This is a genomic window from Legionella drozanskii LLAP-1 (assembly GCF_001467585.1).
GTDB classification, from domain to species: Bacteria; Pseudomonadota; Gammaproteobacteria; order Legionellales; family Legionellaceae; genus Tatlockia; species Tatlockia drozanskii.
Window position 1 is genome coordinate 36,184 of sequence record NZ_LNXY01000021.1, and the last position, 911, is coordinate 37,094.

The window sequence follows — 911 nt, forward strand, 5'->3', positions numbered from 1 at the left end:
GGTTTTTGATGGCATTTACCGACTCTCTAATTAACAGTGCTCCTATACCTTTTCCACGTTTGTTTTGAAGCACAGCGATTTGTTCTAGTTCAATGACAGACTCATTACGGAATCCACTTTTTTGAATCCATTGAATATAACCAACAATTTGGTCTTTTTCATCTCGGGCCACAAAAAGCATAATTCTTGGAAACGCTGCAAAATTACACCTTACCCAATCTATTGAGTTTTTCTGCCTAAGAAAAGCTTGAGAATGTAATTTGGCAACTTCTTTTATATCCTCATGATGCATAGGTAAAATGATAATTGGCAAACTCAGTCTCCATTATTTAAGTTCGTAAACACTTCATTTGGCGATTTATAGCCAAGTGTTTTACGTGGCCTACTATTTAGTTTGTCAGCTATGATAGCAAGATCTTTGTCGGTAATGTGTGTTAATCCACTACCTTTTTTAAGATACTGTCGCACTAAGCCATTGGTATTTTCATTTAACCCACGCTCCCACGAGGAGTGCGGATGTGCAAAATAGAATTGTGCATTGAGCTCTTTACTTATCTCTCTATGTTTCGCAAATTCACAACCATTATCGGAGGTTATTGTAAAAACCTGGTCTTTATAGGTAGTTAGTGCTTCAGCAAGAGCCAGCTGGGTGGCTATACTGGTTTTAGTTTTAAGTTTTTTAAGTAATGTAAATTTGGAGACTCTTTCAACTATAGAAAGTACAGCTTGTTTATGATTTTTACCTATGATGGTATCAATTTCCCAGTCACCTATTCGACTCTTCTCATCCACAATTTTAGGGCGAGCATCAATCATTATTCTATTTTTTATTGAGCCTTGCCGTTTAGGGCTACCATATCGTTTTCGATATTTCTTATGCTGATGCCTAAGATGTTTGTATAGTTGCCCTC

At 36.8% G+C, this 911-nt stretch carries 2 protein-coding genes; both read right to left on the minus strand.

Annotated features, from left to right (window positions below):
- Positions 1 to 313, minus strand: a 313-nt coding sequence (locus Ldro_RS09225) for a GNAT family N-acetyltransferase (RefSeq protein ID WP_193786646.1), incomplete at its 3' end; no start/stop codon positions are given.
- Positions 314 to 315: 2 nt separating this feature from the next.
- On the minus strand, positions 316 to 911 hold a 596-nt coding region (locus Ldro_RS09230; RefSeq protein WP_157066482.1), incomplete at its 5' end, for an IS30 family transposase.